Origin of the sequence: Vibrio kyushuensis (assembly GCF_050337325.1) — a bacterium.
In the GTDB taxonomy this organism is placed as follows: Bacteria; Pseudomonadota; Gammaproteobacteria; order Enterobacterales; family Vibrionaceae; genus Vibrio; species Vibrio kyushuensis.
In genome coordinates, this window is sequence record NZ_JAKJSV010000017.1 from 1 (window position 1) to 24,712 (window position 24,712).

Here is a 24,712-nt window from a genome sequence, read left to right on the forward strand (position 1 = left end):
ATCAAACTCTTCAATTTAAGATTTTGTCGGCTCAATGAATACTGACTTCAAAACTAATCTTCATGTAAACATGAAGATGTAACTTTAAAGCTATTACCTTTCCAACAGAAAGATAATGAATTGACTGTGCCAAATAACCGAAGTTATTCGTATTGGTCACTCAGTTCATTGAAGCCCAAGTGTTTCCGAAGAAACTGTTTTACCTAAGTAAAACATTTTGGATTTTCATCAACGAGTGCCCACACAGATTGATAGGTTTAAATTGTTAAAGAGCGCCTGACTTTCGTTCGTTGCCGTTCGTTGTCAGGGGTGCGTATAATACGCTTTGAAACTTTGGAGTCAAGAGTTAATTTCAAACTCTTTTTTCCTACTTAACACTCGATGAGATGTGTGTCTCATTCCGTGTCAGTGAGGCGGCATTATAGAGAGGATTAACTTTATGACAAGGCTTTTTTATTAAATTAAATTCGTTCGCCTAAAAAGCCACCAACATCACTAATATTGAATAAAATTTCAACATTTGAGACATGTCACATCATTATATTGGTAAAAGTCAAAACATGTACGTAAGATTCATGTGTCTATTTTGTTAACAGTAGACCCTAACTCTCTCTTATTAATTGAAATGTAGTATTCAATATGAACTCTAATAAATCGATCCCAATGGTAGTAGCCGTCGCAGTTGTTGGCGCTATCGTTCTCAACTTTGTAGAAATACCTTCTGCAATCGCATTCGTTATCGGTGTTTGTGCTTCTGCCATTATTCTAAAACCTTCTAACACTGACACGGAAACTTCTGAAACTTCTTCTCCTTCAACACAAACTCTTTATGTAGGTAACCTACCTTATAAAGCAAATGAAGCACACGTAAGGGAACTTTTTTCTAAACATGGTGAGGTTTTTGCCGTGCGCCTTATGAAAGACAAGCGCACAGGTAAAAGAAGAGGCTTTGGTTTTGTAGTCATCGCAGCTAATGATGTTAAATCAACAATCAAAGCTCTTAATGACCAAGACTATATGCAGCGTACTCTAAAGGTAAGAGTAGCGAACGATCCTAAACACCCGGAAAACGAAGACATTGAACAGGACTAAAACCTAGCTCTTTCAATACATAATTAAGTGCGCTTTCATCTGATGGACGCGCACTACTCCAAATAGCCTGCCTTTCTTTATAAACATTTCCAGGTTCTAACTTCAGTAATGACTGCACTCGCCTAGCTATCGCTTCACCCGAATCAATCAAAGTCACTTTATTACCTAATACCTGCGCTATCTCTTCTTTGATCAAAGGAAAATGTGTGCATCCAAGTACGGCAACGTCAATATTGCCAATAAGAGGCTTTAGTATTTGTGCTAATACTTCGATACATACCTCCCTTCCCCTTAATTTTGCTTCAGCCATTTCAACCAACTGAGTTGAACCAAGCATTTCAACGTGTGTATCACTTGAGAAGCTTCGTACAAGGTCTTTCGTATATTCGCGAGTTATAGTTGCCGGCGTGGCTATTAGGCCAACCGCTTTATTGGCAATCGTTGATGCTGGCTTTATTGCTGGGACGACACCAATGACAGGGATAGTGTGCTTTTTACGTAATGTGGGAAGAACAATAGTACTTGCGGTATTGCAGGCAATCACCACAGCGTCGATAGGATTCTCAGCCAGATAATTGGAAATAAGCATGTCTACTCGATGAATCAATACTTCTTGAGAGAGCTCTCCATATGGGTAAGCTTCGTTATCAAACAGGTAAGTACAATTTACTTGTGGCAGAAGAAGTTTAACTTCTTGATAGACAGAGAGCCCACCAACACCGGAGTCAAAGATTAGAACTGAAGGATTGCTCTGATTAGACACGCTATTAATTATTCCTAAGTTAGTACCCGCAAATCATACCTTCTCTTTATGATTTGGCAACGCGGTTGCTTGATATCTTTGATAACTGAATCGCTCATCATGATCGACATACAGTAGTTTTAGCTCTATTTTCCCTTCAAAGCACGGTGCTTGTGTCACTAAAGTATGAAACTCACCATTTTCACCGCATGGATCGATGTTTTCGGGAAGCTCTTTAAGCAAGTAGTGACTGTATTCTCTACCGCAGTACTCTCTATCGAGGCGATCACCATCAATGGTAATGAGGGATGTAATAATTCCTCGTCTAAGAATTTCCGCAGCTAACGTCTCCGAAGGCTCCCCTAATAGTGGAAACACGCAGTCCCACCCTGCGGGCTCAATATAACTTTTTCGATAATCAACAATGCCATTACAAAACATATCCCCAAACGCTATGGCATCAATCGGCAACGTTGAACTCTTGAGCCCATCTATTACTGTTTCCTGATAAATAGCGTTACTCGGAAAGACTTCTGGAAGTTCAATAGTTATTAGGGGAAGCCTAACAAGGTCAGCCTGCATTTGGACAACTTCTAGCGGAGTGGCTTGGAATGGAACTTCATCTTTTACATAGGTGGTATATAAGCCCACTACATTAAAGTTAGGATCTTCAAGTAGCCGTATTAGGGTTAGTGTCGAGTCTTTTCCACTCGACCAGCTTATCACTACGTTCTTTTTCATTATTCAGACCTATAGAAAAGTAAAAACCGCCCGAAGGCGGTTTAGATAATAATTAGAATTGGTAGGCCGCGCTAATATAGTATGAGCGCCCCATAGTGTTATAGGTTTCTTGCGTTACATATTCTTTATCAAAGGCATTTAAAACTCGGCCTTGAACTTTCAACTGTTCAGTAAACGCATAACTAGCAGCTAGGTTAACTAACGTATAAGCATCTAGCTCATTAGTATTTGAAGCATCTTCAAAACTCTTACCATTATACAAAGTCGTCACATCAAAGTTCCAACTTGATAATTGGTAACCTAGATTCCAGCGCGCTACATGTTGAGAACGTCGAATCAGTTGATTGCCTGTTTTACTATCAGTAGCATCAAGATAGTCATAACCAAATGTATTCGATACGTTATCCACAAAGAAAGTCACTTCACTCTCTATTCCCTTCATCTCAGCAGTATCAACATTCGAAGGAATCCAGTCCCCTGCAGGGTTACTAGGATCAATAGGAGCCCACGCAATCAGCTGTTCTATTTCCGATTTAAAGCCTGTAATTTGCCATTCTACACTCTCATGGTAACCAGAAAGTGAAGCTTCATAACCAAAGCTTTCTTCTGCATTCAGGTTAGGGTTTCCCGCATCAGGATAATACAAGTCATTAAATGTAGGTGCTTTATAACCAGTACCCATATTTGCTGATAGCTGTAGTTCCGAGGTCAAGGCATATGCAGCACCTAGCTGCCAAGTATTATTACGGCCATAGCTATCATTATCATCAGTACGTAAGCTCGCTTCTGTAGACAAATCATTTAGATGATAATTTGCCGTAACAAACAAGGCTTTGTTATTTCTTTTTTCTTCAAAGTAAGTGCCGGTGCTTGTTGATACTTCTTCACGATTCCACTCAGCTCCACCGCCAAGAATAAAGTCTTGAGTAAATCGATAACTATGAATCCAGTTGGCAACGTAACGTTTACTTTCGAATACCGAATCATCTTGTAGATCGTTGCTATCAACACCCTTATCCGAATTAGTCGCTAACGTTAATTCAGTAAAATATCCGTCTCGGATATATTTTGCTTTTCCCGCAATGTTATACAACGTGCTTTCTGACTCTGCATTCGGATGGATTACATTAACGTAGTTTTCATCCCATGCAGTCTTATCATATTCGGTTGTGCCTTCGTGATAATAGCCTTGAAGGCTTAGCTGAAGCTCATCGGTTACTTGATGACCAAGCTCAGCAACAATCGTCGTTTTATCATAGCCATCTTTATCTTCTTCAAATGGAATTGTATCAGTTGACTCTCTAGCCGATACAGCTCCATTATCACCTTCGGTTGAGATACTAACTTTACCCCAAGTCGAAGGTGAAATTTCACCTGCTACTGAGGCACTGCTCTCATAGAAGCTATGACTACCTGCACCAACCTTAATTTCAGCAGTTTGAGTGCCCTTTTGATAATCCGTAACAATATTGATTACACCAGCGATAGCGTCCGACCCATAAAGCGCAGCTCGGGCACCGCGAATATATTCAATACGTTCTATACCTGTTAGAGGGATCTGACTAAATGCAGCTTCACCGGCAGTAGCACTACCAATTCTCACTCCGTTTATCAAAACAAGTAAATGACGAGAAGATGCGCCCCTTACATAAACTGAAGAGTACTGCCCAAACCCACCAGCATTGACCTGAATACCCGGTAAGGTTCTTAATACTTCAGGTAGCGTTTTCGATTGAGATGTTTCAATATCTTGTTTTGTTACCACCGTAATAGGGGCAATAACATCTTTAATCGGTTGCTCAAAACGGTTTGCCGTAACAACCATGGTTTCATCAACCTGTTGCTCAGCGTAAGAAATAGAGGCGTGCGTAGTTAGCGATGCTACAGCAATCGCTAGAATAGATTTGTTCATTGTCTTATTTGTCCTAAATCGCGAAATCCTTCCGAGCATTGATATCAGTATCTAATGTTATTCTCGGCTACTGGCAGGTCTTCGGACTTAAGAGCTTGGTTTACACCGCCTAGTACTCGACTTCCCATACAATCTAGTACAGTGTCATTTGAGTATTCGTTCTCTTTTACCGCTGCGCGTCAGTTCTGGATTCTCACCAGATTCCCTATTCAGCCATCTATACTTCTAGAGTGGCACCAGTTAGTCGAGGATGTTATTCGTCTCGCTCAACTTTGTCTAGGTAAACATCGCTATAAGCTATAGTTTTAATGACTAGAAAATAGCACTAGTTTCATTCATCACTGGACAAGTGGCTAGGATTGAATAAAATCTGCGCTCTTTCTTAGAATGAACTAGCGATAAAGGCAAAACCATGGCGACTCTTGATGTAAACCCTGAGCACTATCAACAACAATTGGCAGAAAAGACGGAACGTCTAACCCAAATGTTTTCTCACTATAATGTGCCTGAGTTAGAAGTATTTGAATCTCCTGAGCAACACTACCGTATGCGAGCAGAGTTCCGCGTATGGCACGAAGGCGAAGACATGTACTACGTGATGTTCAATCAAGAGACGAAAGAGAAATACCGCGTTGATCAATTCCCTGCAGCTAGCCGACTCATCAATGATCTGATGCCTCTGCTTATTGATGCAATGAAAGAGAACAACACACTACGCCATAAGCTATTTCAAGTTGATTTCCTTTCAACACTGAGCGGCGAGATACTGGTTTCACTGCTTTATCATCGCCAACTTGATGATGAATGGACTGAACAAGCAAAAGTTCTAAAGCAACGTTTAAATGACGAAGGATTTAACCTCAATCTTATTGGCCGCGCTCGTAAGATGAAAATAGTTCTAGACCGTGACTATGTTATTGAGAAATTAGACGTAGATGGCAATAGCTATATCTACCAACAAGTAGAAAACAGCTTTACACAGCCAAACGGGAAAGTTGCAGAGAAAATGCTTGAATGGGCGACTGACTGTACTCAAGAGAGCCAAGGTGATCTTCTAGAGCTCTACTGTGGTAATGGCAACTTCTCTCTTGCTCTGGCAAAAAACTTCGAACGTGTACTCGCTACTGAACTTGCGATGCCTTCAGTGGTTTCCGCTCAATATAATATTGCAGCGAATAACATCGACAATGTCCAAATCATCCGTATGTCAGCGGAAGACTTTACCGAAGCAATGCAAGGTAAGCGTGAGTTCCGCCGCTTGAAGCAGGCGAATGTCGATCTTACTAGCTACAACTGCAATACTATCTTTGTTGATCCGCCGCGTTCGGGAATGGATATTGATACCTGTAAAATGGTTCAAGGGTACGAGCGTATTCTTTACATCTCATGTAACCCAGAAACGCTAAAAGATAACCTTGATGTTCTCTCCGAGACTCATAATGTGACTCGATTTGCTCTGTTTGATCAGTTCCCATATACCCACCATATGGAAGCGGGCGTTTTACTTGAGCGCAAAGCTTAGAACTATCGTCATATTTAGAGCGCTATGAAAACAAAAAACGAGCCACTTGGCTCGTTTTTATATCTATAATTCGGTACTCGCTTTGAGCTTTTTGGAGCTACGAATCTTTACCGATAAAACCAAGCTTCTTACCTATCCATAGCATCAGTAGCATCACAACCACTATAGCAATCAGGTTTGAGCCCGCATCAGGATACTGAGCTTTAATAAAGGCTGAGTGGCCAAAACCACCAACGAAAAAGCACGCTAAGCCGACTAATGGAATATCTTCCGATACCGGACTACGTAGATACTCTTGATACAACGCCTGTACTGAGAGCACTAGGGCAATAATTGGGAATATGGAAAAACTAACATCACTGATTGTCATCCAAGACAACAGTGAATCGCCACACATTCCTGCAACCAAAGCGAGCAGCAGTGTTTTTCGCTCAGAGCCTTTATCTATATTAGAATCATGATCAACTTGAGCGTTATTTTCAGCCTCAAAGTCTTGGTCTACTTTATTTTCTGTGTTCGACACATTTTCTGCATTCGACATTAATCTGCCCTACCTCTATTTCGATGTCTTTCTCGCTCTTTACGGTACCAAAAAGCACCTTTAGCGATCATTCGTAACTGCATAATCAAACGTTCAGCTAATTCATCTCGCTCACGTTTGGATAAATCTAGAGCTTCTGCACCCGAACTAAATACGAGAGTTACAGAAGCTTCCGCCTGAGTAAGTGCCTCATCACGGCTCATTCCCGTAATGGTTAAATATTCGGTTAACTCTGCCGCAAAATGTTGTATTTCTCGAGCAACGGCGGTACGAAAATCAAATGATGTCCCTGAGCGCTCTCTAAGTAATAGACGAAATACGTTCGGGCTGCTTTCAATGAATTCCATAAACGTTTCAACTGAGGTACGAATTACACTCCCCTCTGTTGCAATACGTTGGCGAGCCTGACGCATCAACTGGCGCAGTAACAATCCACCTTCATCCACCATGGTTAAGCCTAGCTCATCCATATCTTTAAAGTGACGATAAAAAGAGGTCGGGGCAATACCGGCTTCACGAGCCACTTCCCTTAAACTCAAATTAGAAAAACTTCTGTTGGCGCTAAGCTGACTAAATGCTGCATCAATTAATGAGCGACGAGTCTTCTCTTTTTGTTGTGCGCGAATACCCATAGATTTCATGACTGGACTACTTTGCTCATTATTTTAACAACCATACTATAACGCGAAGCGATGATGTTCATAAACCTTATGTTTTGCTTTATTCCTACTCAGTTCATAAGGCAACGGTAATAAATAAGTCAGAGATCACTTTCCTCCCACTCATTTTACCTCAGTCACCGTGATCACTTCGACTCTCTCGTGTTGAATTCATTTACCTATCTGCAATATGCGTTAAAATCTCGCTACAGCAATGTAAAAAATTATAACAAGGAAATATCTATGACTGAGAGTAACCACTTTGACGTAATTGTTATCGGTAGTGGCCCAGGAGGTGAAGGGGCAGCTATGGGTTTAACCAAAGCGGGGCTCAATGTCGCTATCATAGAAAAAGAGAGCAGCGTCGGTGGCGGTTGTACCCACTGGGGAACCATTCCCTCTAAAGCGCTTCGTCATGCCGTTAGCCGTATTATTGAATTTAATAGCAACCCACTTTTTTGTCACAATAACAGCAGTATTCACTCCACATTCTCTAACATTCTAGGCCACGCGAAATCTGTTATTGATAAACAGACTCGACTTCGTCAAGGCTTCTACGATAGAAATGAATGTACGCTTATTTTTGGTACGGCTCAGTTTTCTGGTGATCACTCTATCGATGTCACTCAGCCTGATGGGACGATTGAAAAGTACACCGCTGATAAATTTGTTATTGCGACGGGATCTCGCCCATACCAACCTGCTGATGTCGACTTTACCCACCAACGTATTTACGACAGTGATTCGATCCTAAGCTTAGAGCACGACCCTCGCCATATCATTATCTATGGTGCAGGTGTTATTGGCTGTGAATACGCCTCTATATTCCGCGGGCTTGGCGTTAAAACAGACCTTATAAACACGCGAGATAGACTCCTTTCATTTCTAGATAACGAAACGTCTGATGCGCTCTCTTATCACTTCTGGAATAGTGGTGTGGTGATCAGAAATGATGAAACCTTCGAGAAGATAGAAGCAAATGAAGATGGCGTTATTGTTCATCTTGAATCTGGTAAGAAAATGCGTGCCGATTGCATACTGTATGCAAATGGCCGAACAGGTAATACTGACAAGCTTAACCTTGATGCGGTCGGTCTCGCTGCAGACTCTCGTGGGCAAGTCTCCGTGAACAGCAATTACCAAACCAGTATCGAGCATGTATACGCGGTGGGTGATGTGATTGGCTATCCTAGCCTTGCTAGCGCAGCTTACGATCAAGGCCGATTCGTTGCACAAGCAATCACTCATGGGCAGGCTTCTGGATATTTGATTGAAGACATTCCGACTGGTATCTACACCATTCCGGAAATCAGCTCTGTGGGTAAGACAGAGCAAGAATTAACCGCTGCGAAAGTACCTTATGAAGTGGGCCGAGCATCGTTTAAACATTTGGCTAGAGCACAAATCGCTGGCAAAGATATCGGTAGCTTGAAGATACTCTTCCACCGAGAAACTAAAGAAATTTTAGGTATTCATTGTTTTGGCGAACGTGCGGCTGAGATCATCCATATCGGTCAAGCGATCATGGAGCAGAAAGGCTCGGCGAATACCATTGAGTACTTCGTTAATACAACGTTTAACTATCCAACCATGGCAGAAGCCTATCGCGTAGCTGCACTTAATGGGTTAAACCGCCTGTTCTGATTACGTATAGAATCCAAACCAACAAAACCGCAGGGATTAACCTGCGGTTTTTTGCTCTAAGAATGTTCCATTTCGCCACTGCACGATTAATAAAACCGCTAAGCCGATCCCTCGCATCGCCATAAAGCTCAGCATCGCTAGCCATAAAGCATGATTACCCATCGAACTGGTTAGATAGAACATCGCAAAGAAAAAGCTTGTCGCAACAAACATACTGTTACGCATCTCTTTCCCCTTTGTCGCACCGATAAATATGCCATCAAACAAGAAACACCACATTGCCGTAAGTGGCATCGCAATTAACCACGGAAGATAAATATAAGCATTCTCTTGTACGCTTGGAATATCGGTGATCAAGCTGATCAGGCTCGATCCAAAAATATAAAATGAGATGGTTAAAGCAATACAGATGATCAGACTCCAAAAAAACGTACCAATCAAAGACTGACTTAGCTCTTTTCTATCTTTCGCGCCTATCGCTTTACCGACCATGGCTTCCATCGCATAGGCAAAACCATCCATACCGTAAGAAATGATCATCAAAAAGCTCATTAATACCGCATTAGCAGCGATAACATCGTCACCAAAGCTTGCCCCTTGGAATGTCATAAAGCTAAAGGTTGCTTGTAAGCAGAGCGAGCGCAGAAAAATATCGCGGTTTAGCTTAACGAACCGACCAATATCGTTGCCACTTTGGGCAATTATAGAGCGAGGAGAAGGCAGCTTACGTTCACACCACGTTCGATAAACACACCATAGACCAAATGCGAAGCCCATATAGTCTGCGATAACCGAGGCTAGAGCTGCCCCTTCAACTTTCCAATCAAACCCCATCACAAACAAAACATCGAGAGCGATGTTGGTCACGTTAGAAATGATCACCATCCACATAGGCGCTTTGGCGTTTTGTGTGCCCAATAACCAACCTAAGATAACAAAGTTAGCTAATGAAGCCGGTGCACTCCAAGCTCGAATTGCAAAGTACTGTTCACCGTAAAATTTCACCTCTTCACTTGCGCTACTCAGTGAAAAAATCACATCAGACAGCACACCGTGAAATAGTAGAAAGACAACGGCAAAGCCAAAGGCCATTATTAAGCCTTGAATGAACACGAGCGCCAGTTGCTGCTTATCATCTGCGCCATAGGATTGAGCTGTTAGTCCTGTGGTCGACATACGCAAAAAGCCGAGTAACCAAAACGTCACACTGATCATCGTGCCGCCAAGCGCAACCCCACCCAAATACCATGCGTGATCCAAATGACCGATTACCGCAGCATCCACTAACCCAAGCAAAGGAACCGTAATATTGGAAAGCACCATTGGAATGGCGAGCAATAGTACCCTCTTATGCAGCGAGAGATTGCTTAGCGTTCGAAACAGATAATTGAAGAATTGAATTGGTTGGGAAATCACAGTCACCTCACTTTTAGAGAGTGAAGTGTAACCGGATCACCAACGAAGCTGAACTACTACTGGTGTTAGTCTTTGTTTTAAAGAGGGGAACTTAGTTAGCCATCGCTGCCAAAACTTCCAGCGACCACAGTTTTTTTCTAATGGTGAGAATGTTTTTACCCATTGTGCCCAGGGTAAATAATTCAAAATGGACTCACCTGGATGAGAGTAGCCGTGTGCGTACTCCCCAGACCCCATCTTTTTCCCCATTTGAGTCGAGGTTTTATCTCCGGCGATGACCAAACATGCTGTCGCCCCATCAAAATGACGACCGAGCGCTTGTACAAAACTGGCGACTTGTTGTTGAGATCCATCGAGCAGCGCGTGCTCACATACGATCATGACATTGGCATGGTTTGGAACAGGCAATTGATCGAGCCACTGAAGATCATCAACACTGCCACATTGATGCAAATAGCGTTCGCTCTTATGGAATAGTTTTTGTCGCCATAACAGATTCTCGGTCACATCTAACTCGATCCAATGACAAAGCCCATTATCGACACGGTAAAAACGAGTGTCTAACCCTGCCCCTACATTAATGATCCAAGCATCTGGATAACGTTCAATAAACGTTTTTACTTGTAAATCACAAAGCTGGGTAAGAGTGGCATGCAAAAGCTGCTTCTGATCGACATCTCCTGACAGGCATTCAGGGGCAACTTGGCAATAACGACAAGCGTTTGCAGCGATAGGATCATAAACAAGGCCATCATCCACTAAACTCTCACGGCTTCTCAGCCATAAAGGTTGTAGCAAATCAGCGGGGATTTGATAGCGTCGTTTTGAAGAAGGGGTCGGCAGAGACATTATCATCTTCCTTATGAATCCAGAAAGAAGATGATAATGAATATCATTTAAACTTACAAGCTATTGAGAACATCGCCGATCAAAATAGGCTACTATCTCTCAATTAAGAAAGTTACATCCAATCGGTATTTCGAATGATACCAACAGCAATACCTTCTATAGCAAGGCTTTGCGCAGTAAGGTCAACTTCGATTGGTGAAAACTCTGTATTCTCAGCATGAAGCAAAACCGTTGAGCCTTTACGCTCTAAACGTTTAACTGTCACATCATCATCAACACGAGCAACGACAACTTGGCCATCGCGAACATCTTGTGTTTTATGAACAGCTAACAGATCACCATCCATAATGCCGATGTCTTTCATACTTTCGCCATTCACACGAAGCAAGAAGTCAGCCTGAGGCTTAAACATGCTGGCATCCACTTTGTAATGCGTTTCTACATGCTCTTGAGCAAGAATTGGTTCACCCGCAGCGACTTGACCGATCAGCGGTAAGCCTTCTTCTTCGTTAGCCGCTTCTAATAGAATGCGGATACCACGCGAAGCGCCTGGAATAATTTCGATCGCTTGCTTACGTGCAAGCGCTTTTAGATGTTCTTCTGCGGCATTCGCAGATCGGAACCCCAATTCACGAGCAATCTCAGCTCGAGTCGGTGGCATTCCATAATCATCAATTTTACTTTTGATGAGATCAAATACTTGTTGCTGGCGTGCAGTCAATGGCTTCATAAGTAACCTGTCTTTTTATACAGTTAACTGTGAGTATATCCAGTAAGTTATAAAATGAAAAGATAATTGGTTGTTTTTTCACTCTTTCGATTTTCATCGATAAATTCAGTCAAATAATTATGATCTCTATCCACACGTATACCGCCAGAAGAATCGTAATTAATACTGCCGCAGAGCCCATATCTTTCGCACGCCCAGAAAGCTCATGATGCTCCTCACCTACTCTATCCACTACCGCTTCGATTGCACTGTTAATTAGTTCGACCACCAACACGAGAAGAACTGAAGTTACTAAAAGCACCCTCTCAACATCCGTCACTTCAAAATAAAAAGAGCTAGAGATAAAGATGATGGCGAGTAGTAGCTCTTCTCTAAATGCAGCTTCATTTTTAAACGCCGCTTTGAGCCCCTTAGATGAATACACTAACGCATTTCGAATCCGTTTGAATCCATGTACAGCTTTATCTGGCACGTCCTTTCCCTTATAAGATAAACATTCATAAAAAATTCGCACGAATCTGACCAAATCATCCACATTATGATTAAAAGGTTAGACCAGTTTCTGGTATCCTTGCCGCTCTTTTAAATGACCTGCCTAGGCGACTCTCTACTTATCGTTAAAATGACAAATAATTAGAAATTCGCTTATGCTTATTTGAAACACACGAGGCTGTGAATCTATATGTCTTCAGGACAATCCCTAGCACGATCATTGCTAAAGTTACCTTTATCACTCTTAGTAAAAGGTAAGGCAATTCCTTCAAACCCTATTGAAGATCATAATATTGATGCTGACAAGCCTATTGTGTATGCACTGCCATTCCGATCAAGTGTTGACCTGCTAACTCTGCAAAAGCACGTTCTGGAGCTCGGTCTTCCTGATCCTTTAAGCCCCGTCGTTATCAATGGTCAATCTTTTCCTCGTTATGTATTTACATCAACAAGACCGACGCTTGTTCAACGTAATCAAGATGTACCCAATACTTCGATCTCTCTCTTTTCATCACTGTTAGAACTTCACCAGTTCGATAGCAATTTAGATGTACAGATAATTCCAACGACAGTACTTTGGGGGCGTAAGCCAGGTAAAGAAGAACAGACAAAACCTTATCTTCAAGCGCTTAATGGTCCTCAAAAAGCCGCTGCTGTAATATTTTCCGGCCGTGATTGCATGGTTCGTTTCAGCCCGGTAGTGTCACTTCGTTATATGGCAGACGCTCACGGCACAGATGAATCCATCGCACATAAGCTTGCTCGTGTTGCCCGCATTCACTTCTCTCGTCAAAAGCTAGCAGCTTCTGGCCCTGACCTCCCTAATCGTCAGGCGCTGTTTCAACGCTTACTCGATTCTCAAGCGATAGAAAAAGCGATTGAAGAAGAAGCAAAAGCTAAAAACATCCCGATTGAAAAAGCCCGTAAAGAAGCCCACGCGATCATGGAAGAAGTCGCAGCTAACTTCTCCTACTCACTTATTAAAGTGGGTCAGCGTACGCTAGGTTGGCTATGGAACCGTATCTATCAAGGTTTGAATATTTCGAATGCTGCAACCATCAGACGCTTAGCACAAGATGGTCATGAGATTGTTTATGTACCATGCCATCGTAGTCACATGGATTACTTGCTGCTCTCTTACGTTCTCTACAACGAAGGTATGGTCCCGCCTCACATTGCAGCAGGCATCAATCTAAACTTCTTCCCTGCCGGCCCTATCTTTAGACGTGGTGGGGCTTTCTTTATTCGCCGTAGTTTTAAAGGCAATAAGCTTTATTCGACGGTATTTCGTGAATATCTTGCTGAGTTATTTAGTAAAGGTTATTCAGTTGAGTACTTTAGTGAAGGCGGACGCTCTCGCACAGGTCGCCTACTGCAAGCAAAAACAGGAATGCTTGCCATGACGATTCAAGCGATGCTGCGTGGTTTAAACCGCCCAGTCACGTTAGTGCCTGTTTACATTGGTTATGAACACGTAATGGAAGTGAGCACTTACGCCAAAGAACTTCGTGGAAAAGACAAAGAGAAAGAAAACGCAGGCCAAGTTCTTCGCACCATTCGTAAGCTACGCAACTTTGGTAAAGGCTACGTAAACTTTGGTGAGCCAATCCCTTTGAACCAGTACCTAAACGAACACGCTCCAGAGTGGACACAAGACATCGATCCTATGGGTGGTAACAAACCTCAATGGATGAACCCGGTGGTAAACAAGCTCGCCAATAAGATGATGACCAACATCAACGATGCTGCAGCAGCTAACGCACTCACACTGTGCGCGACAGCGCTTTTGGCATCACGCCAACGAGCACTCTCTCGCGATAGCCTAGTTAATCAAATCGACAGCTATTTATCGCTTTTGAAAAATGTACCGTATTCGTCAACGTTCACAATGCCATCAGAAAGTGCGGATGAGCTTGTCCGTCATGCAGAATCGCTAGATAAATTTGTTATCGATAGTGATGCGATGGGCAGCATTGTTTCGCTCGACCGTCATCAATCAGTATTAATGACTTATTACCGTAATAACATTATTCACTTACTAGCAATTCCATCTCTGATTGCACAAATGCTGATTCGTAGCCAGCAGTTACCTATCGCGACCATTCAAAGCCGAGTTGCAAAGATTTATCCTTTCCTTAAGCAAGAGCTGTTTTTAAGTATTGAGGAAGAAGCACTAGCAGACGTAGTCACTGCTTACATTGAAGAGCTTTCAAACCAAGGTCATGTCTGTATTGATGGCGATAACGTTGCCATCAACCAAGCCAATACTCAGGTATTGATGCTGCTAGGTAGAACGATTACTGAAACCCTACAACGCTACGCGATAGCGCTAAATCTACTCTCTGATAATCCTGAGTTAGGAAAATCTGATTTAGAGAAACGAAGCCAAGATATCGCTCAAAGGCTTGGTCGACTACACGGTATCAACGCACCTGAGTTTTTTGATAAAGGTGTATTTTCTAGCATGTTTAACACACTTAAACAGCAAGCATACCTTGAACAAAATGGTGAATGCGACCAAGAGCGAAGCCAAGAACTGGCCCAGCTGCTCTACTCAATGCTCTACCCTGAAGTTCGCTTAACCATTCAAGAGAGCATCCACCAAGCGAATCAATAGCCACTCAGCAGCAACCTTAACGATCGTTCACTACAAAAATAAAAGGCATCCTATTGGATGCCTTTTTTATAAATTGGATATAGCGAGAGAAGCTATTCGCTAAATTAGAAAACCAAGTAGTAAGCCGATGGTTATGACCATACCTACGTAGTTATTATTTAGAAATGCTGTAAAGCATGACATGCGCTCACGGTGACGAATCAGGTGTTGCTGAAAGACAAATAAAGCCCCAACAACCAATAATCCCCAATAGAATGTGGTTCCTAGCAGGTAGTAATCACCCAATAACATCAGCATAATTAGCATTACTAGCTGTAGTGCACCGATGATCATTTTATCAAATCGGCCAAAGAGAATAGCTGTTGATTTAATGCCGATTTGAACATCATCATCACGATCAACCATCGCATATTGGGTATCGTAAGCAATGGTCCAAACAGCATTGATAACAAACAGATACCAAACCATGAGTGGCAACTCATTCGTTTGTGCTGCCCACGCCATAGGGATAGCCCAACTAAAAGCCAGCGCTAAGAACAATTGAGGAAGGTGAGTATAACGCTTCATAAATGGGTAAATAAACGCAAGAACGATACCGGCAAAAGAGAGCTTAATCGTTAGAGGGTTCATGGTTAATACGAGAAGAAACGAAACAACGGCCAACAAAACAAACAGCCCAATGGCTTCTTTACTTGAAACCGTGCCTGACGGCAATGGTCGGTCCTTGGTTCGCTTCACGTGACCATCAACGTGACGATCCGCAAAATCATTAATCACACAGCCTGCTGAACGCATCAATAACACCCCAAGGGTAAAGACGACAACAACATCCCACTGAGGAAGTCCTTCCGCCGCCACAATTAACGCCCATAACGTCGGCCATAACAACAGTAATGAACCAATAGGGCGATTCATTCGCATGAGTAGCCAGTAAGCTTTTGCTTTCTCTTTTACGCTCACTTCATGCTTTTCCTTAGCATCGACACTACTCATGATTGACACTCTTTAACGTAAATGGGTGATGCCGGTAAAAACAGTTCTGCGACTAACATCGGCTTATTATTCATCCACAGTCGAGAACGTCTCGCTAAAAATCGTCCTTGCTCTGTCTCTGCCCAACCAACTTGAAGCGCATCTCGCTTTACATCATTGGTGCTAAACACCGTTAAACCTAAAGGGATCTCACCCTGCTCAGTTAAGTCATGCTGCTGATCTGCAATCGAAGAACTCGGGATTAATGTACGCCCTAACACCCACGGAATTCCATCGCCTTTTAATACGACTTTACGCAATAAGCATTGTTCTGGAGATAAAAGGGATATTTCTTGCTCGTTAAGTCGCTCTGCTTTCACAATGCGATTATGTAATAGGTCTACCGTTAATGCTTGGCAGTGGCGTTCGAGTAAGCGTGACAAAGACCCAAGCTCTAACAACCAGCTTCTGGATTGTTGAGATGGAAAGTCAAAATCGGAAGGATCTTGCCAATTTACTTGAAGTAAAGCAGATAGATAGAGCGAAGTTGATAGATTCATACTAGTATTCAATTATTAGCTTTAACATCGTAGAATAAAGCTGCAAAGATTGGTCAAAACCAACCGAGGGATGCAAACCGCATTTCATTACAAACAGATACTCCATTGTAACAAGACTCTATAGATACGAGTATCATCATTATAAAAAAGAAAAGTCATTTATATGCTTAAACGTTACCTAGTCCAAACAATTGCTATTTTTAGTCTACTCTTTTCGCTGCCAAGTTACGCGGAAGAAGAAGCGGTACCTCAACTTGCCTACTTCACTTTAGAACCGGATCTCACCACGAACTTTTATACCAAGGGCAAAAAGCTGGGCTACATTCAGGTTCGCATCGATATTATGGTGGCAAGCGCCGCGGATTTACCTATTGTTGAACAGCATCAGCCACTCATTAGAGACGCAGTGATAGAGCTACTTGGTCAGCAATCAGAAGATACTATAAAATCTCTTTCAGGAAGAGAAGATCTACGTAAAATTTTGGTTGATCAACTTAATGAAACACTTCTGCCAGAAACAGGTCGAACGATCATCGCAGATCTACTATTCACTAAATACCTATATCAGTAGACTTAAGAAACCTATATCGACTCTATCAATTAGGCTTACTCTTTTGAAGTAAGCCTATCAACTCTTCAAATCAATGTATTTTCCGATTAAGCGAGCTTCTTCTTACTCGCATCGAGAAGCCCAAGCCCTACACCTGAAATCAAACCTACTAAATGCGCGGTGTTGGCAATCGCCATGTAAGGCTGAACAAACCCTAATACTAACCAAACTAACATAAAGCCAATCAACGGTTTTGGCATGTTTAACCCTAAGTGAGGCGCCTTAACACCCATCATCCATAAATAACCCACCAAAGCGTATACAACCCCTGATAAACCGCCAAAATTAGCCCCTTCAACCCAATACTGCCCAGCACCAGATAGCGCTGCCGATATAGCAAAGATCTGTAATAGCTTTAACGAACCAAGGCGTTTTTCTATATCACCACCGAGCTGCCACCACCACAGTATATTAAAGACGATATGCATTGCAGAAAAGTGGAGGATAGCATGGGTAAACCAGCGCCAGATCTGGATCTGTTGACTCGGGTCTGCAGGGAAGTGAAGTAGTGAAAATAAATTATTTCTAAAACCAAGCTGTAGCAATGCAAAGACAACAATGCACAACACCATGCCGAACAAAGTAACAGGCCCCGCTTTCACTTTTATCATGTCAATAAAGCTAGGCATATGATAAGAAAAAACGTTGGTTCGTGACTCTGCCATCGCCCATGATGCAGCTTGATACTTATTATCTGTTGGATTACTCAGAAAGTGTTCAAGTTCCACTTCAACTTCGATTTGATGCTGACCATCTAACAACCACAGTGCAAACTGCCCTTCGCCTTCTGGCATCATACGTACTTCAATCTTCCTAGAAGCCATGTAATCAATAAAAGCTTGTGCGGCTCTAGGGTTACTCACGGTTAGTAATCGAATCATTTGCTATCTACTTATTTGTACGAAGCCAATCAATATCGCCGCTGATGAGTTGAATTACAAGCACTCGCTCTACTCTGATGCCGTTACTCTATTTTGATACGGTTAGAGGTAATCCTGCTCTTCGCCACGCTTCTATGCCGCCATCAACACTGTACACTTCACTATAACCTTGATTAATCAAATATTGAGCCACGTTTTGGCTGCTAATTCCGTGATAACACATGACAAGAATAGGCTGTTCAAACTCCACTTCATTCATAAACTCAACAATGGTGTCATTGTTTAACGGGAAAGCTTCTTCTACATGCCCTTGAGCAAATGATTGGCTATCTCGAGTATCGGCCAAAATCGCCTCCGGTTTTAGTAATAATGTCTGCGTTTGCTCAATATTGATGGTTTGAAATTGGTCCAATTTTACACCTATGTATCTCTAACTTTTGAAGTGTGATTGTAACCTATCCCAAGCTTGATAAGTACCAACAAGCAATAGGGTTATCCACCAGCGCTGAACAAGTACTAGATTGTGCATAAGTCTGTGGATTGCGTTGATAACGTGGTTTTGGATCCTTTGATCTACTATATATAGTGTTGATCTTTATTTATTTGTGAGTAAATGGAAAAGTATCCCCATAGGAATATTACCCATGAAGCCTTTATTTACCCCGCTTTCTGACAGGTGCTCAATAAACTTTGCACAGAGTTACCCACAGGCAAGCTTGTAAATACCTGATTGTTATTAGATCACAAAAACAAAAAAGCCGAGATCAAATGATCTCGGCTTTCTATAATTCTAAAGCTAACCTGTCGCAGGCCTGCTACGTGTTAAAACTCACCGACTGCGGCTTTTAGTTTCTTCATCGCATTCTTTTCTAGCTGACGAATACGTTCAGCAGAAACGCCATAGACTTCAGCAAGCTCTTGCAATGTCGTTTTGTTATCGTCTAACCAGCGTGAGCGAACAATGTGTTGGCTGCGATCATCAAGTGTTGCTAAAGCGTGGCTAAGTCGATTATTGGTATGAGTTTCCCAATTCGATGCTTCCACATTATCAGCAAGATCAGACGCCTGATCCTCTAAATAAAGTACTGGAGCTGTATACGAGTGACCACTTTCGTCATCATCGTTTGGCATTTCAAACGTAGAGTCTTGCGCCGCTAAGCGAGATTCCATTTCACGAACTTCTGAAGGTTCAACACCCAGTTCGCGAGCAACCGTTTCGACTTCACCGTTATTAAACCAACCCAAACGCTTTTTCGATTTACGTAGATTGAAAAACAATTTACGTTGCGCTTTGGTTGTTGCAATTTTAACGATACGCCAGTTACGTAATACGTATTCGTGAATTTCCGCTTTAATCCAATGCACAGCAAAAGAAACCAAGCGAACACCCACTTCAGGGTTAAAGCGTTTTACCGCTTTCATCAGGCCAATATTACCTTCTTGAACAAGATCAGCCATTGGTAAGCCGTAACCTGAATAACCACGAGCGACATGAACGACGAATCGAAGGTGTGACAAGATAAGACCTTTAGCAGCCTCTAGTTCACCTTTGTAATGTAATCTTTCTGCGAGTTCACGCTCTTCTTCCGGCTTTAGCATTGGATAGCTATGTGCTGAACGAATATAGCTATCTAGGCTATCTTGCGATACTACTGCCATTGAATACGATTTAGTTGCCATTCAATTCCTCATCAATCTCTGATCTGGATTATAGGTTTACCCCATTTCACTTGAACTCAATATGAACAGGTTTCAAGCAGGGGTCAATTATTATGCACAAACCTATAACTGTTACAAGTCAAAATAGGGTTCACGCTAAAGTTTATGTTCAAGTTTCGAAGCTAATTGGCTCTAGGCGCTACTTAAACACGTTAAGCGTTATTTATAAGTACGTCGCTATCCTTATAAGTACATCACTATTACACGAGTTTCTTTACTTATCGATTAAATTACGACATTACCAAATTAAACTGGTTCAATTTCTTTTAAATGACGTTTGGCCGATACTTTGGCTGCTGCACAACCAAGCAGTAAACCTAGCATCACAAGCAGTAGAGACTCATCCCAGCTCAGTCCTATCAATCTAAAGTGGCTATCGTAAAGCATTGCCAAATCTTTTACGGTGCCGTTAAGTAGTATTGTAATCAGCGCAGTTAGTACCCACGCAGACAGCGCGCCTAATAAACCAAACCACATTCCGGAGTACACATAAGGACGCAAAATAAAACCATCAGTAGCACCGATAAGCTTCATGGTTTGAATCTCGTCTTTATTAGCAAGAACATTAAAACGTAAGGTATTGCCTACAATAAGAAAAACCGAGGTCAACATCAATATAGAGAGCGTCACAACTATCACGGTAATGAGCGCTTGAATAGCGTCTAAGCGAGTCAGCCAATCTTCATCTAGACGAATATCGGTTATCTCTTTGTTCTCTTTCAAGCCATCAACGATTGCTTCAATCAACTGTTTATCATCGGCACTTGGGGTTATCACAAGTACACTCGGTAACGCATAGTCATCGAGTAGACTAATAGCTTGTTCAAAACCAGAGTACTGGCTAAGGTCATCTAACCCTTGCTGTGACGAAATGTATTCGACATGCGCTACTTCAGATCGGCTTTCTATTTCATCCTTTAACACCATAATTCTTGCTTCTGGTGTCTGCTCAACAATATAGGCGCTTACTTGAGAAGGGCTCACCACATTGTCAGCAACCGCGGCCATATTCTTACCCAACAGATACAAGCAAGCAGGCATCGCCAGAGCCATCGAAATAACCGCTAAAGTGAGAATATTTCCGAGAGGTCTAACCCACAAAGAAGAAAATGAACTCTTCGCTTGATTGATATGAGATCGGAAGAAGCCAACTGTTTTAAATGGACTTTGAGGGCGTTTTTTCGCCGATTTTTTGTTACGAACATTACCGCCCATAATCTGAAACCTCACTTAAAAACCCTTGATTTAACTCTAAGTGGCGATATTGAGGACGAGTATTGACTAAGCCGATGTCGTGGGTAGCCAGTATGATCGTCACACCCGCTCGATTAAACTCTTCAAACAACTTTAAGACGCGACTAGAAAGTTCAGGGTCAAGGTTACCTGTTGGCTCATCAGCCAGCAGTAATGTAGGTCGATTAACCACTGCGCGAGCAATGCCGACTCGTTGCTGCTCACCACCTGAAAGCTGACTAGGTAGACAGCGTGCTTTATCAAGTAGGTCCGTCTTATCTAGTGCTGCACTGACTCGGCGCTTAATGTCAGCCTCAGAGATAGACTCAATTCGCATAGGCAAAGCCACATTATCAAAGACACTTCGGTCCATTAATAGTCGGTGGTCTTGAAAAACAATGCCTATATTACGACGTAAAAAAGGGATGTCTTTATTGGGGATACGAGTGATGTCATGGCCATTGAAAGCAACTTTACCATCGGTTGGTCGCTCCATCGCGCAGATAAGTTTCAGCAAGGTACTTTTACCCGCACCAGAGTGACCACCTAAAAAGGCCATTTCGCCCCTCTTCAGGTGAAAATCGACTTTTTGTAGCGCCTGACGACCACCACGATACGCTTTACTTACTTGCTGAAAACTAATCACCTACGCTTCCTCTTACAATCTACAGTCCATTACGATTAAACGACGGCTATTCTTCTCGACTAAACAGCGCTTCAACAAACTCTTCTGTTTTAAATGGACGAAGATCGTCTATCCCTTCTCCAACGCCTATGTAACGAATTGGAATCTGAAACTGGTCCGCAATGGCAAATATAACACCACCTTTTGCGGTGCCATCTAACTTAGTGAGAGTAATGCCCGTTACAGGTGCTACGTCACTAAAGAGTTTTGCTTGGCTTATTGCATTCTGGCCGGTACCCGCATCCAACGTCAGCATAATTTCATGAGGGGCTGAGTCATCAATCTTCTTCATCACGCGAACAATTTTCTTCAGCTCTTCCATTAGATTAGCTTTATTTTGTAAGCGACCAGCTGTATCGGCAATGACAACATCAACGCCACGCGCTTTTGCTGCTTCTATTGCATCATAGATAACAGAGGCACTATCAGCGCCCGTATGTTGAGCGATCACAGGGACATTATTACGTTCACCCCAAACTTGAAGTTGCTCAACGGCCGCAGCACGGAAAGTATCACCAGCTGCTAGCATCACTTTCTTACCATCGCTCTGGAACTGTTTTGCCAGTTTACCAATCGTTGTCGTTTTACCGACACCGTTCACACCCACCATCAAGATAACGTAAGGTGTTTTTGTTGTATCAACGACTAAAGGTTTATCCACTGTCGATAAAATCTCAGACATCTCTTCTTTTAGTAGTCCGTACAGCGCCTCACCATCTTTTAAATCTTGGCGCGAGGCTTTGTCCGTTAGGCTTTCAATGATTTTGACCGTCGTGGTCATACCCACATCAGCAATCAAAAGTTGCTCTTCTAGCTCTTCAAACAAATCGTCATCAATCTGCTTGCCTTTAAATAGGCCGAAGAAGCCAGCACCAATATTGGCTTTAGTTCGACTTAAGCTGCGCTTTAAACGAGTAAAGAAACTTTCGGTTGGTTTCTCTTGCTCTTCAACTCTTGCTTCTGCTTCTGCTTCTGCTTCTGCTTCTGCTTCTGCTTCTGCTTCTGCTAGAACAGAGTCATCCACTTCACTGCTTATCTCAACAGGTTCTTCAACCGGCTGTGGCTCAATTGCGGAAGGCTCAGGTGATTCCACCAACACTTCTTCGGCTGACTGTTCTTTTAACGCTGACTGTTCATCAACTGATGAGTCTTGTAATAACTCAGGCTCGTCTTGTTGCTCTGCTGAGTCTAATTTTGGTGATTCTTTGGTTTGCTCTTCATCACCAAAGCCAAGCCAAGAGAGTAAGCCGCGTTTCTTTTTTTCCGTCATCTGGAGATATCCTAGATTTACTAAACTAACAACAACACTTTTCTTATAGAATTATCTCTTCTATAGAAAAGAAAATGACAAAGCAGTGAAAAACCTTCAATTAGATTGGTACACTCTGTCATTATTAAATTCAGATTTACACCCTACCGATACATTTAAGGTAGCGGTGTATAGTAACACTTAATTAGCGGTCAAAAAATCCATGGTAAGACGTCGCCAGCAAAACACATCACAAAAAAAGCCTTCCACTGGCTTTGTTCGTATTATCAGCGGCCTGTGGAGAGGTAGAAAACTGCCTGTTCACGATTTAGAAGGGCTAAGACCGACGACGGACAGAGTCAAAGAAACCCTCTTTAACTGGTTGGCACAAGATGTGCCCCACGCTAAATGTTTGGATCTCTTTGCCGGCTCGGGAGGCTTGGGTTTTGAAGCTGCTTCTCGCCAAGCTGAATCAGTCACTCTTATTGAGCTTAACAGCCAAGCCTACAGGCAGTTAAAAACCAATGCAGAAGCCGTCAAAGCTGAGAATATCAATATCGTGAATAGCGACAGCTTGGTTTACTTAAAACAGGCAGGTACACCGTTTGATATTGTCTTTATCGATCCCCCTTTTAGAAAAGGGCTTCTTGCTGAAGCTATTGTCTTGCTAGAGCAGAACAACTGGCTCAGTGACGATGCATTAATTTATGTTGAGACCGAAAAAGAGCTGACGCTTGAAGGCATACCGCCTCACTGGCATACCTACCGAGAGAAGACGACTGGGCAACTGAGCTATCGTCTGTTTACTAGAAAAGAGCTGTAACCTTAAGTCATTATCACAAGGAGACTATGATGAATGTGGGAATAATTATCGCAAAAGCAGTCACGTCGATCGTTTGGTTGGTGCTGATTTATAATATCATCACGCCATTCCATTACCCGCTCGATTTGGTGCTGTATATCATTATGGGGTTCTTACTCTTTACTCACCTACTGCAAACTGTGATTTTTTCAGCGGCCTTTTCAAAACAGTTGAAAATGACTTGGGGAGATAGGCTCTCTATTCTTGTTTTTGGCGTCTGCGCTGTTATCGATATTCGTAATAAACGTTTGCTGCCTGAAGTAGTAACACAGCAGAAAGAGTCTGAAGAGTAGCTCTGCTTGTTAATAATGTTTCTAGCACAAAAAAGCCGCTCAGTGAGCGGCTTTTCTATAGGTTGTAAAACGTAGAGCAATGAAGGATTAACTCGCCACACTCATATAGCCTTTAACACCGTTCAGGAACATCTGCGTCGAAATCATTACCAACAGTAATCCCATTAATCTCTCTATCGCTTTCAAGCCTCTCTCGCCCAAAATACGATGGAAGAAGCCTGAGAACATGAGTATGAAGAACGTCGCGCCCCATGCCAGCATCACAGCCGCGGAAAGCTCCAACATATTGTCAGGGTGCTGACTAGAGAGAAGTAATAACGCAGCAATAACAGAAGGGCCAGCTATCATCGGAATTGCCATCGGCACGATGAAAGGTTCCTCACCCGCCGCTAGGCCAGTAATGCTTCCTGCACTTGGGAAGATCATTTTAATCGCGATAATAAACAAGATAATACCGCCAGAAATACTCAGCGTTTCCGGTTCGACATGTAAGAAGTTCATGATGCTTTGACCAGCAAATAGAAACAGCAACAGTATTCCAAGAGCAAATAGTAGCTCTCTGAATAGTACTTTTTTTCTACGCTTAGGATCTAAGTGTTTGAGTATTGAAAGAACAATAGGAAGATTGCCAAGGGGATCCATGATGAGGAATAACATGGTCGCAGCAGATAGGATTTCCATAGCAAACAGG

The 24,712-nt window shown here is 42.5% G+C and carries 25 protein-coding genes and 1 riboswitch; of the genes, 7 read left to right on the forward strand and 18 right to left on the reverse strand.

Annotated features, from left to right (window positions below; genetic code table 11):
• Nucleotides 1–639: 639 nt before the first annotated feature.
• Nucleotides 640–1,092 (forward strand): RNA recognition motif domain-containing protein, encoded by a 453-nt coding sequence (locus L4D20_RS23180; RefSeq protein ID WP_428803948.1) that lies wholly within the window; start codon nt 640–642, stop codon nt 1,090–1,092.
• On the opposite strand, the gene murI is transcribed toward L4D20_RS23180, so the two are convergent.
• The 3 genes from murI to L4D20_RS23195 are packed head-to-tail and all read right to left on the reverse strand — an operon-like array spanning nt 1,055 to nt 4,487.
• A complete protein-coding gene (gene murI, locus L4D20_RS23185) occupies nt 1,055–1,855 on the reverse strand; it encodes a glutamate racemase (protein WP_428803949.1) in 801 nt (266 codons plus the stop codon). The genes L4D20_RS23180 and murI overlap by 38 nt on opposite strands.
• 33 nt (nt 1,856–1,888) lie before the next feature.
• Complete coding sequence (locus L4D20_RS23190; RefSeq protein ID WP_428803950.1) at nt 1,889–2,575, reverse strand: Dph6-related ATP pyrophosphatase; 687 nt, start codon at nt 2,573–2,575, stop codon at nt 1,889–1,891.
• Nucleotides 2,576–2,627: 52 nt separating this feature from the next.
• A complete protein-coding gene (locus L4D20_RS23195) occupies nt 2,628–4,487 on the reverse strand; it encodes a TonB-dependent receptor domain-containing protein (protein ID WP_428803951.1) in 1,860 nt (619 codons plus the stop codon).
• A 55-nt stretch (nt 4,488–4,542) separates the two neighbouring features.
• Nucleotides 4,543–4,744: riboswitch (cobalamin riboswitch) on the reverse strand.
• A gap of 155 nt (nt 4,745–4,899) precedes the next feature.
• Between L4D20_RS23195 and trmA the strand changes: the two genes are divergently transcribed.
• On the forward strand, nt 4,900–6,009 hold the full coding sequence (gene trmA / locus L4D20_RS23200; protein WP_428803952.1) for a tRNA (uridine(54)-C5)-methyltransferase TrmA: 1,110 nt from the start codon (nt 4,900–4,902) through the stop codon (nt 6,007–6,009).
• 97 nt (nt 6,010–6,106) lie between these two features.
• Here trmA and L4D20_RS23205 read toward each other — a convergent pair whose 3' ends face one another.
• The gene (locus L4D20_RS23205; RefSeq protein ID WP_428803953.1) at nt 6,107–6,550 is read right to left on the reverse strand and encodes a YijD family membrane protein; all 444 of its coding nucleotides are present in this window, start codon (nt 6,548–6,550) and stop codon (nt 6,107–6,109) included.
• The gene (gene fabR, locus L4D20_RS23210) at nt 6,550–7,191 is read right to left on the reverse strand and encodes an HTH-type transcriptional repressor FabR (RefSeq protein ID WP_428803954.1); all 642 of its coding nucleotides are present in this window, start codon (nt 7,189–7,191) and stop codon (nt 6,550–6,552) included. Before fabR ends, L4D20_RS23205 begins: the two co-directional genes overlap by 1 nt.
• Before the next feature lie 261 nt (nt 7,192–7,452).
• Between fabR and sthA the strand changes: the two genes are divergently transcribed.
• On the forward strand, nt 7,453–8,853 hold the full coding sequence (gene sthA / locus L4D20_RS23215) for a Si-specific NAD(P)(+) transhydrogenase (protein ID WP_428803955.1): 1,401 nt from the start codon (nt 7,453–7,455) through the stop codon (nt 8,851–8,853).
• A gap of 36 nt (nt 8,854–8,889) precedes the next feature.
• Here sthA and dinF read toward each other — a convergent pair whose 3' ends face one another.
• The 4 genes from dinF to L4D20_RS23235 all read right to left on the reverse strand — a co-directional run bounded on the left by dinF (nt 8,890) and on the right by L4D20_RS23235 (nt 12,320).
• Nucleotides 8,890–10,269, reverse strand: coding sequence for an MATE family efflux transporter DinF (gene dinF, locus L4D20_RS23220; RefSeq protein WP_428803956.1), 1,380 nt, complete (start codon nt 10,267–10,269; stop codon nt 8,890–8,892).
• 36 nt (nt 10,270–10,305) lie between these two features.
• Nucleotides 10,306–11,118 carry a class I SAM-dependent methyltransferase gene (locus L4D20_RS23225; RefSeq protein ID WP_428803957.1) on the reverse strand — a complete coding sequence of 271 codons (813 nt, stop codon included), beginning with the start codon at nt 11,116–11,118 and terminating at the stop codon, nt 10,306–10,308.
• Nucleotides 11,119–11,230: 112 nt separating this feature from the next.
• Entirely contained in the window at nt 11,231–11,848 is a 618-nt protein-coding gene (gene lexA, locus L4D20_RS23230; RefSeq protein WP_428803958.1) for a transcriptional repressor LexA, read from the reverse strand.
• A gap of 109 nt (nt 11,849–11,957) precedes the next feature.
• The gene (locus tag L4D20_RS23235; RefSeq protein WP_428803959.1) at nt 11,958–12,320 is read right to left on the reverse strand and encodes a diacylglycerol kinase; all 363 of its coding nucleotides are present in this window, start codon (nt 12,318–12,320) and stop codon (nt 11,958–11,960) included.
• A 210-nt stretch (nt 12,321–12,530) separates the two neighbouring features.
• Here L4D20_RS23235 and plsB point away from each other — a divergent pair, with 210 nt between their 5' ends.
• The gene (gene plsB, locus L4D20_RS23240) at nt 12,531–14,957 is read left to right on the forward strand and encodes a glycerol-3-phosphate 1-O-acyltransferase PlsB (RefSeq protein WP_428803960.1); all 2,427 of its coding nucleotides are present in this window, start codon (nt 12,531–12,533) and stop codon (nt 14,955–14,957) included.
• 99 nt (nt 14,958–15,056) lie between these two features.
• On the opposite strand, the gene ubiA is transcribed toward plsB, so the two are convergent.
• Both ubiA and L4D20_RS23250 read right to left on the reverse strand, forming a co-directional pair.
• Nucleotides 15,057–15,950, reverse strand: a complete 894-nt coding sequence (gene ubiA, locus L4D20_RS23245; RefSeq protein WP_428803961.1) for a 4-hydroxybenzoate octaprenyltransferase — start codon at nt 15,948–15,950, stop codon at nt 15,057–15,059.
• Nucleotides 15,947–16,489: a chorismate lyase gene (locus tag L4D20_RS23250; protein ID WP_428803962.1), complete on the reverse strand. Its 543-nt coding sequence runs from the start codon at nt 16,487–16,489 to the stop codon at nt 15,947–15,949. The genes ubiA and L4D20_RS23250 overlap by 4 nt, the downstream gene beginning before the upstream one ends.
• A 163-nt stretch (nt 16,490–16,652) precedes the next feature.
• On the opposite strand from L4D20_RS23250, the gene L4D20_RS23255 reads away from it, so the two are divergent.
• Nucleotides 16,653–17,060: a flagellar basal body-associated protein FliL gene (locus tag L4D20_RS23255; protein ID WP_428803963.1), complete on the forward strand. Its 408-nt coding sequence runs from the start codon at nt 16,653–16,655 to the stop codon at nt 17,058–17,060.
• A gap of 86 nt (nt 17,061–17,146) precedes the next feature.
• On the opposite strand, the gene glpG is transcribed toward L4D20_RS23255, so the two are convergent.
• From glpG to ftsY, 6 genes are all read right to left on the reverse strand, one after another.
• Nucleotides 17,147–17,980: a rhomboid family intramembrane serine protease GlpG gene (gene glpG, locus L4D20_RS23260; RefSeq protein WP_428803964.1), complete on the reverse strand. Its 834-nt coding sequence runs from the start codon at nt 17,978–17,980 to the stop codon at nt 17,147–17,149.
• 88 nt (nt 17,981–18,068) lie between these two features.
• Nucleotides 18,069–18,392, reverse strand: a complete 324-nt coding sequence (gene glpE, locus L4D20_RS23265) for a thiosulfate sulfurtransferase GlpE (RefSeq protein ID WP_428803965.1) — start codon at nt 18,390–18,392, stop codon at nt 18,069–18,071.
• Nucleotides 18,393–18,802: 410 nt separating this feature from the next.
• A complete protein-coding gene (rpoH, locus tag L4D20_RS23270) occupies nt 18,803–19,660 on the reverse strand; it encodes an RNA polymerase sigma factor RpoH (RefSeq protein WP_428803966.1) in 858 nt (285 codons plus the stop codon).
• Nucleotides 19,661–19,945: 285 nt separating this feature from the next.
• Nucleotides 19,946–20,914, reverse strand: coding sequence for a permease-like cell division protein FtsX (ftsX, locus tag L4D20_RS23275; RefSeq protein WP_428804000.1), 969 nt, complete (start codon nt 20,912–20,914; stop codon nt 19,946–19,948).
• Nucleotides 20,904–21,578: a cell division ATP-binding protein FtsE gene (ftsE, locus tag L4D20_RS23280; RefSeq protein WP_428803967.1), complete on the reverse strand. Its 675-nt coding sequence runs from the start codon at nt 21,576–21,578 to the stop codon at nt 20,904–20,906. Before ftsE ends, ftsX begins: the two co-directional genes overlap by 11 nt.
• 46 nt (nt 21,579–21,624) lie before the next feature.
• Complete coding sequence (gene ftsY, locus L4D20_RS23285; protein ID WP_428803968.1) at nt 21,625–22,887, reverse strand: signal recognition particle-docking protein FtsY; 1,263 nt, start codon at nt 22,885–22,887, stop codon at nt 21,625–21,627.
• Nucleotides 22,888–23,089: 202 nt separating this feature from the next.
• Here ftsY and rsmD point away from each other — a divergent pair, with 202 nt between their 5' ends.
• Together rsmD and L4D20_RS23295 are read left to right on the forward strand one after the other, a co-directional pair.
• Nucleotides 23,090–23,689 carry a 16S rRNA (guanine(966)-N(2))-methyltransferase RsmD gene (rsmD, locus tag L4D20_RS23290; RefSeq protein WP_428803969.1) on the forward strand — a complete coding sequence of 200 codons (600 nt, stop codon included), beginning with the start codon at nt 23,090–23,092 and terminating at the stop codon, nt 23,687–23,689.
• Between the two features lie 26 nt (nt 23,690–23,715).
• Nucleotides 23,716–24,021: a DUF1145 domain-containing protein gene (locus L4D20_RS23295; RefSeq protein ID WP_428803970.1), complete on the forward strand. Its 306-nt coding sequence runs from the start codon at nt 23,716–23,718 to the stop codon at nt 24,019–24,021.
• A gap of 87 nt (nt 24,022–24,108) precedes the next feature.
• Here L4D20_RS23295 and L4D20_RS23300 read toward each other — a convergent pair whose 3' ends face one another.
• Nucleotides 24,109–24,702, reverse strand: coding sequence for a YhgN family NAAT transporter (locus tag L4D20_RS23300; RefSeq protein ID WP_428803971.1), 594 nt, complete (start codon nt 24,700–24,702; stop codon nt 24,109–24,111).
• Between the last annotated feature and the right edge of the window lie 10 nt (nt 24,703–24,712).